Below are 6015 nucleotides of genomic sequence, written 5' to 3'. Positions count from 1 at the left end.
AACCGAACCTTGCGCCTGTGGTGTTCGATCGCCTGAACGCCGATTGCTGTGGCGGTGTGGCTTTTGCCCGTGCCGGGCCCACCGATCAGAACGACATTCTCGGTGTTTTCGATGAACTCACACCGGTGTAACTGCGGACTTTCGCTTCGTTAATTTCACTGGACGCAAAATCAAAGCCGGTGAGGTCTTTGTATGCAGGGAAGCGGGCGACCTTTGTGTGGTAAGCGATGGATCGAACCTCTCGTTCCGCCATTTCAGCCTTGAGCAGCTGTGATAACATCGGGGTCGCGGCTTCAAAGGCTGGGGCACCTTGGGCGACCAGGTCTTCGACGGCATTTGCCATGCCATAGAGCTTGAGGCTGCGCAGCATGATGACGATAGAGGCTCCGGCTGGGTCATGACGCATGGCGCTTCTCCCCAGCCTGTCTCAGGCCATCGTAACGATTTAGATTTGCCTCGGGCGTGGTTTGCAATGCCAAGGCGTCCGGTGGGTCGACTTCTGGATGTTCCGTCGGCTTACGGTCGATCAACCGGTGTAGAAGGTTCAGGATATGCGTCTTGGTTGGCACACCCGCTTCCAGCGCCTTGTCCACGGCGCGTAACACGTCCTCTTCGTTATGCTGCAGAACCAATGAGAGGATGTCGACCATTTCCCTGTCACCCCCCTCCTTGCGTAACATGCGTTCCTGCAGCCGTTGGAAGGCTTCCGGCATCTCGGTGAAGGGCGCGCCATTGCGAAGGGCGCCAGGTTTGCGCTGAATGACAGCAAGATAGTGCCGCCAGTCATAAACAACCTTGCCTGATTTGCGGCAGGACCGATCAATGAGCCGTGCATGTTCACAAACTGTTTGCCCTTCGGCCACAACGACCAGTCGGTCAGGGTAGACATGCAGGCTGACACGGCGGTTCGCAAAGCTGGCGGGCACGCTATACCTGTTGCGTTCGAATGTGATCAGGCATGTGGGAGACACTCGCTTGCTATGTTCGATAAATCCATCGAAGGCCGGCGGCAGAGCCATCAGCATTGGCTTCTCAGCTTTCCACACATCGGCGAGAGACCCCGGCAAGGCTTTGTGCGGCGTCTCCGCCCAAAGGGCGATGCACCGATCTTCAAGCCATTGGTTCAGTTCAGCCAGATCTGCAAGGACGGGCATGACCTGCCAAAGCCGATTGCGCGCGTCCTGGACGTTCTTCTCGACCTGGCCTTTCTCCCAACCTGAAGCCGGATTGCAGAACTCAGGCTCAAAGACGTAGTGGCTAGCCATCGCCTTGAAACGGACGTTGATGTCCCGCTGCTTGCCTTTGCCGACGCGATCAACCGCTGTCTTCATATTGTCATAGATCCCTCGGCCAGGAACGCCGCCAAACACGCGGAACGCGTGCCAATGGGCGTCAAACAGCATCTCGTGCGTTTGCAGCAGGTAAGCCCGGACCAAAAACGCCCGACTGTGTGACAACTTGATATGCGCGACCTGAAGCTTCAGTCGCTCGCCGCCAATATTGGCCCAGTCTTCACTCCAATCAAACTGGAAAGCTTCGCCGGGCTGGAAGATCAGAGGCACAAATGTGCCGCGCCCTGTCGTCTGTTCCGCCCGCTGCCGGTCCGCACGCCACGCACGGACAAAGGCCGCCACACGTTCATAGGAGCCATCATACCCTAACTGCACCAGATCCACGTGCATCTGTTTGACGGTTCGACGCTCTTTGCGCGACTTGCGCGTCTGGGCCACAAGCCAAGAAGACAAACGGTCCGCATACGGATCAAGTTTGGTTGGTCGCGGCGGGGTTTTGAACTTCGGCTCAACAATGCCCTCGCGCAGATACTTCTTCACCGTGTTGCGAGATAAACCCGTGCGACGGGAAATCTCTCTGATTGGCATTTTGTCACGCAATGCCCAGCGTCGAATGACACTCAAAAATCCCATGTCGATCACTCCATATCCCCCGAGCCAAAAACGTCGGGGTAGTGTGTTCACATGGGTCAGTTCTCAGTGACAATTTATGGGGCCACCGGGTCAGTTCTCAGTGAAAATCAACAAACGAAGGGCAAAGTCGAGCGGCCGTTCCGGTACATTCGTCAGGACTTCTTCCTGGCCCGTAGCTTCCGGAACCTCGACGATCTCAATGCCCAGTTCACGCAATGGCGGGAAACAGTGGCCAATCCGCGAGTGCACGCGGCGACCGACCGTGTTGTCGACGAAGCTTTTGCTGAAGAAAGATCGACCCTGAAAGAACTGCCGGCATTGCCGTACAGCGCGGTTCTCACCATTGAGCGGCGGGTCAGTCATGAGGGCATGATCTCGGTAGACCGAAATTACTACAGCGTGCCGGACACGACCCGCAGGCGGACACTGGAAGTCCAGAACCACACCCAGGACATCCGGATCTTCGAAGACGGGATCGAGATCGCACGTCATCCGGTTCTGGAGGGCAAGAACAAGCGGCGCGTCGATCCCCTTCATCGCAAGGCACCACCGAAACGGACAGCACCTTCCCGCAACTCTGATCGATTGCACCGATCGCTCGACTTTTATGATGCGGTCGGACGGCGCCTGGCAAGTGAACGGGTGCCGGCATGAGTGAGCTTCTGGAAAGAGTCCGGGGGCGCTTGTCGGGCTGAAGATGCCGCGTGCATTGGAAGCACTCGATCACACGCTTCATCGTCTGGAGCAGGGTGAGATCACGGCGGTGGAAGCGATCGATGCCTTGCTCAGTGAAGAGTATTCCACGCGCGAGACCAGGCGGATCGACGTGGCCCTCAAGACGGCGAGGCTGGTTCCGATCAAGACGCTGGAAGGCTTCGGCGACCATAATAGACACTATGGACTGTCCAGTGTGCGAATAGCGCGAGAGCTTGCACTATGATCAGGCAGAGCGGTAATCCAAAAAGGTTTCTCATGCTGAACAGCTTCATGAATACACGGCCCCGAAGGGGAAAGTGTCTAGAAGCCGATCTTGATCGCAGATGCGTTTATGTATTTGGCATACTCAATTCGGGAGGCTTAGCCCACAATCTACAAGTTAACGAACCCAACCCTATTCGTGGTAGTCGGGCGCCTTAAAGCCTGAACGTGTCATCAGCGCGTCACGTTCCGCTGAGCGTAGGTCTTCACGCGCCATTTCGGCAACGAGTTCCTCGAAGCTCGTTTTTGGGGTCCAGCCAAGCTTTTCATGTGCTTTTCGTGCGTCTCCAAGAAGAGTCTCAACCTCGGCAGGACGGAAATAGCGCGGATCGACGGCTACAATCTTGCGCCCTGACGTATCATATCCGACTTCGTCAACTCCAGTACCTTTCCACGAGATTTCAATTCCTATTTCCTTCGCAGCAGCATCAACGAAGTCCCGCACGCTGTACTGCAGGCCAGTAGCGATAACAAAGTCCTCAGGCTTTTGCTGTTGCAGCATCATCCACTGCATTTCAACATAATCGCGCGCATGCCCCCAATCCCTCTTCGCATTGAGATTGCCCAAATAGAGGCATTCCTGCAATCCGAGTTTAATCCGTGCCAAACCACGCGATATCTTACGAGTAACAAATGTTTCTCCACGGATGGGGCTTTCGTGATTGAACAAAATCCCATTGCACGCATAAAGCCCATAAGCTTCACGATAATTCACTGTGATCCAGTAAGCATATAGCTTGGCCACCGCGTAAGGGCTTCGCGGATAAAATGGGGTTGTTTCCTTTTGAGGAGACTCCTGCACCAATCCATAAAGCTCAGAGGAGCTTGCCTGATAAAACCTACAACTTTCACCCAGTCCCAGCAGCCTTATTGCTTCCAGAATCCGCAACGCGCCGAGTGCGTCTGAGTTTGCCGTGTATTCGGGTTCTTGGAAGCTTACCGCCACGTGGCTTTGTGCCGCCAGATTGTAGATTTCATCAGGCTGAACTTGTTGGATGATCCGAGTTAGACTAGAGCCGTCCGTCAGGTCGCCATGATGCAGAAAAAAACGGACATTTGTTTCATGCGGATCTCTATAGAGGTGGTCGATCCTGTCTGTATTGAAAAGACTTGCGCGCCTCTTTATTCCGTGAACCACATACCCCTTCGATAGAAGCAGTTCAGATAGATATGCTCCATCTTGCCCAGTCACACCCGTAATAAGCGCTACTTTTGCTGCTTTCGACATACTTATAAGACCTCTTCAAATTAGTACGTGCTGCGGTTGGCCGACATCAAAGGTGAGACCGTTTATTTTTCGGACAAGAGATAGAACCGGTTTGTAGTATCGAATACTTTATCGATCGGCTGCTTTAGAATTCCTATAGTCGGCATATGCTGCCTCCAATCCGGCTCGGAGTGTTGTAGAGGCAGTCCAACCGAGATCCGTCATACGCGAGACATCGACAAGCTTGCGTGGCGTTCCATCAGGACGAGACGGGTCGAAAACAACGTTGCCCTTAAATCCGATCACGTCAGCGACAACTTTTGCAAAAGAACCTATTTCAATGTCCTTTCCCGTCCCAACGTTGAGAACCCCAGCGTCTGAATATCGTTCCATTGCAAAAACACAAGCATCTGCAAGATCGTCAACGTATAGAAATTCCCGGCGTGGTGTACCGCTCCCCCATACGACAACCTCGGCGTCTCCGTTGGCTTTCGCCTCATGGAAACGCCGTATGAGGGCGGCAACCACATGACTGTGCTCAGCATGATAGTTGTCACCAGGGCCAAATATATTGGTAGGCATAATCGAAATGAAGTCGTCATTGTATTGGTCGCGATAGGCCTCACAAAGCTTTATTCCAGAAATTTTGGCGATCGCGTATGGCTCATTTGTTTTCTCTAGCGGCCCTGTTAGCAGCGCTTCCTCATTCATGGGCTGAGGCGCTAGACGGGGATAAATGCACGTGGAGCCAAGGAACATTAGCTTCTCAACACAGTGTAGATGGGCAGCGTGGATAACGTTTAGGGCGATCGCAAGATTCTCGTATATGAACTCTCCGCGCAACGTATCATTGGCAGAAATGCCACCCACTTTGGCTGCCGCTAAAAACACGGCTTGGGGTTTGTTCTCCCTCACCCACTCAAAAACCGTAGCTTGGTTTGTAAGATCAAGTTCGGCGCGTGTTGCAGTCAAGACCTCGCACCCCACCGCTTTCAGGCGCCGCACGATCGCGCTGCCTATCATGCCGCGATGACCAGCAACCCAAATGCGTCTATTAGCTAAGTTGTAAATTTTTCCCTTCAAAAAAGTCCCCAGTATCCAATTTTGCAAAGGATTTGAACTAAAATTATTGCCGGTTCTTGTCAATGGACTTGATCTGTATTTCTCATTCGCTCCTGATCAGCCCCAGCTGAGTGGTCCGATTTGATTGTTAGTGCATGCTCGGCTGCTGGTCCATTGGAATGATGGTTTTTGGTACCGGTGGGCGGTAGCCCTAGGCGCTGTGTTGACGCTTGGTGTTGTAGTGTTTCCTCCATTGTTCAACCAAGATTTGCGCCTCGTTGAGGCTGTAGAAGATTTCACCATTGAGCAGTTCATCTCGAAGGCGGGCGTTGAAGCTCTCGCAGTATCCGTTCTCCCATGGTGAACCTGGTTCGGTGTATGCGGTCTTTGCATCTAAAGCGTTGATCCAGTCCCTGACGGCTTGAGTGTTAGTTCAAGTGTCGTTGCGACTGGTTCAGCTATCTGAGTTTCATCATTTCATCTCAAAATGCCTCGATCGTTGTTCTCCATCCGAGGCACTTTCTGGGTGTTCCGTTCAGGCGCTCTCAAATCGCCTTTATATTGCGATTTGAGAGCGCCGCGAGTTGGGTGTCACGTGGCAAGTATCGGCGCGCGCGTTTGTTGAGGTTCTCAACCGATCCATTTTGCCAAGGCGCTTGCGGATCGCAGAACCGGCTTTCCGTTCCGATCCCTGTTTTGAGCTTCCGCCAAGCCCAGAACTCGAAGCCGCGGTCGAAAGTGATCGACTTCCGTGCTCGCTGGGGTAAGGGCTCCATCACGTCCATCAGCTTGTTTATGAGGTGTGTGGAGCTTCGGTCGTTGTTGCGGAGCAGGACGGCAAAC

General features: G+C 53.6%; 5 protein-coding genes and 3 pseudogenes. 2 read left to right on the top strand and 6 right to left on the bottom strand.

The annotated features are described in order from the left end of the window. Together TRICHSKD4_RS31600 and istA are read right to left on the bottom strand one after the other, a co-directional pair. Positions 1–406, bottom strand: a pseudogene (locus tag TRICHSKD4_RS31600) (ATP-binding protein); the annotation flags it as partial. Then, on the bottom strand, positions 396–1925 hold the full coding sequence (istA, locus tag TRICHSKD4_RS05610; RefSeq protein ID WP_009469599.1) for an IS21 family transposase: 1530 nt from the start codon (positions 1923–1925) through the stop codon (positions 396–398). The pseudogene TRICHSKD4_RS31600 and the gene istA, both read right to left, overlap by 11 nt. Before the next feature lie 111 nt (positions 1926–2036). Between istA and TRICHSKD4_RS05605 the strand changes: the two are divergent. Further along, positions 2037–2579, top strand: a pseudogene (locus TRICHSKD4_RS05605) (IS21 family transposase); the annotation flags it as partial. Between the two features lie 43 nt (positions 2580–2622). Continuing rightward, entirely contained in the window at positions 2623–2865 is a 243-nt protein-coding gene (locus tag TRICHSKD4_RS05600; protein WP_009466493.1) for a hypothetical protein, read from the top strand. Between the two features lie 171 nt (positions 2866–3036). Here TRICHSKD4_RS05600 and gmd read toward each other — a convergent pair whose 3' ends face one another. The 4 genes and pseudogenes from gmd to TRICHSKD4_RS05585 form a co-directional block, all read right to left on the bottom strand. Beyond that, the gene (gene gmd, locus TRICHSKD4_RS05595) at positions 3037–4131 is read right to left on the bottom strand and encodes a GDP-mannose 4,6-dehydratase (RefSeq protein ID WP_009466492.1); all 1095 of its coding nucleotides are present in this window, start codon (positions 4129–4131) and stop codon (positions 3037–3039) included. 108 nt (positions 4132–4239) lie between these two features. After that, positions 4240–5205: a GDP-L-fucose synthase family protein gene (locus TRICHSKD4_RS05590; RefSeq protein WP_371256677.1), complete on the bottom strand. Its 966-nt coding sequence runs from the start codon at positions 5203–5205 to the stop codon at positions 4240–4242. 115 nt (positions 5206–5320) lie between these two features. Beyond that, a pseudogene (locus TRICHSKD4_RS29060) lies at positions 5321–5596 on the bottom strand (transposase); the annotation flags it as partial. 121 nt (positions 5597–5717) lie between these two features. After that, the coding region (locus TRICHSKD4_RS05585) for an IS30 family transposase (protein ID WP_208993008.1) at positions 5718–6015 on the bottom strand (298 nt) is incomplete at its 5' end.

Origin of the sequence: Roseibium sp. TrichSKD4 (genome assembly GCF_000148725.1) — a bacterium.
In the GTDB taxonomy this organism is placed as follows: Bacteria; Pseudomonadota; Alphaproteobacteria; order Rhizobiales; family Stappiaceae; genus Roseibium.
The sequence above is the reverse complement of the archived record's forward strand: the minus strand, read 5'-3'. Positions and strand labels throughout refer to the sequence as shown.

Excerpts from the sequence above, each read along its gene's own strand:
- TRICHSKD4_RS05600 (WP_009466493.1), top strand. The coding sequence starts at position 2,623 with ATGCCGCGTGCATTGGAAGCACTCGATCACACGCTTCATCGTCTGGAG.
- istA (WP_009469599.1), bottom strand. The coding sequence starts at position 1,925 with ATGGGATTTTTGAGTGTCATTCGACGCTGGGCATTGCGTGACAAAATG.
- gmd (WP_009466492.1), bottom strand. The coding sequence starts at position 4,131 with ATGTCGAAAGCAGCAAAAGTAGCGCTTATTACGGGTGTGACTGGGCAA.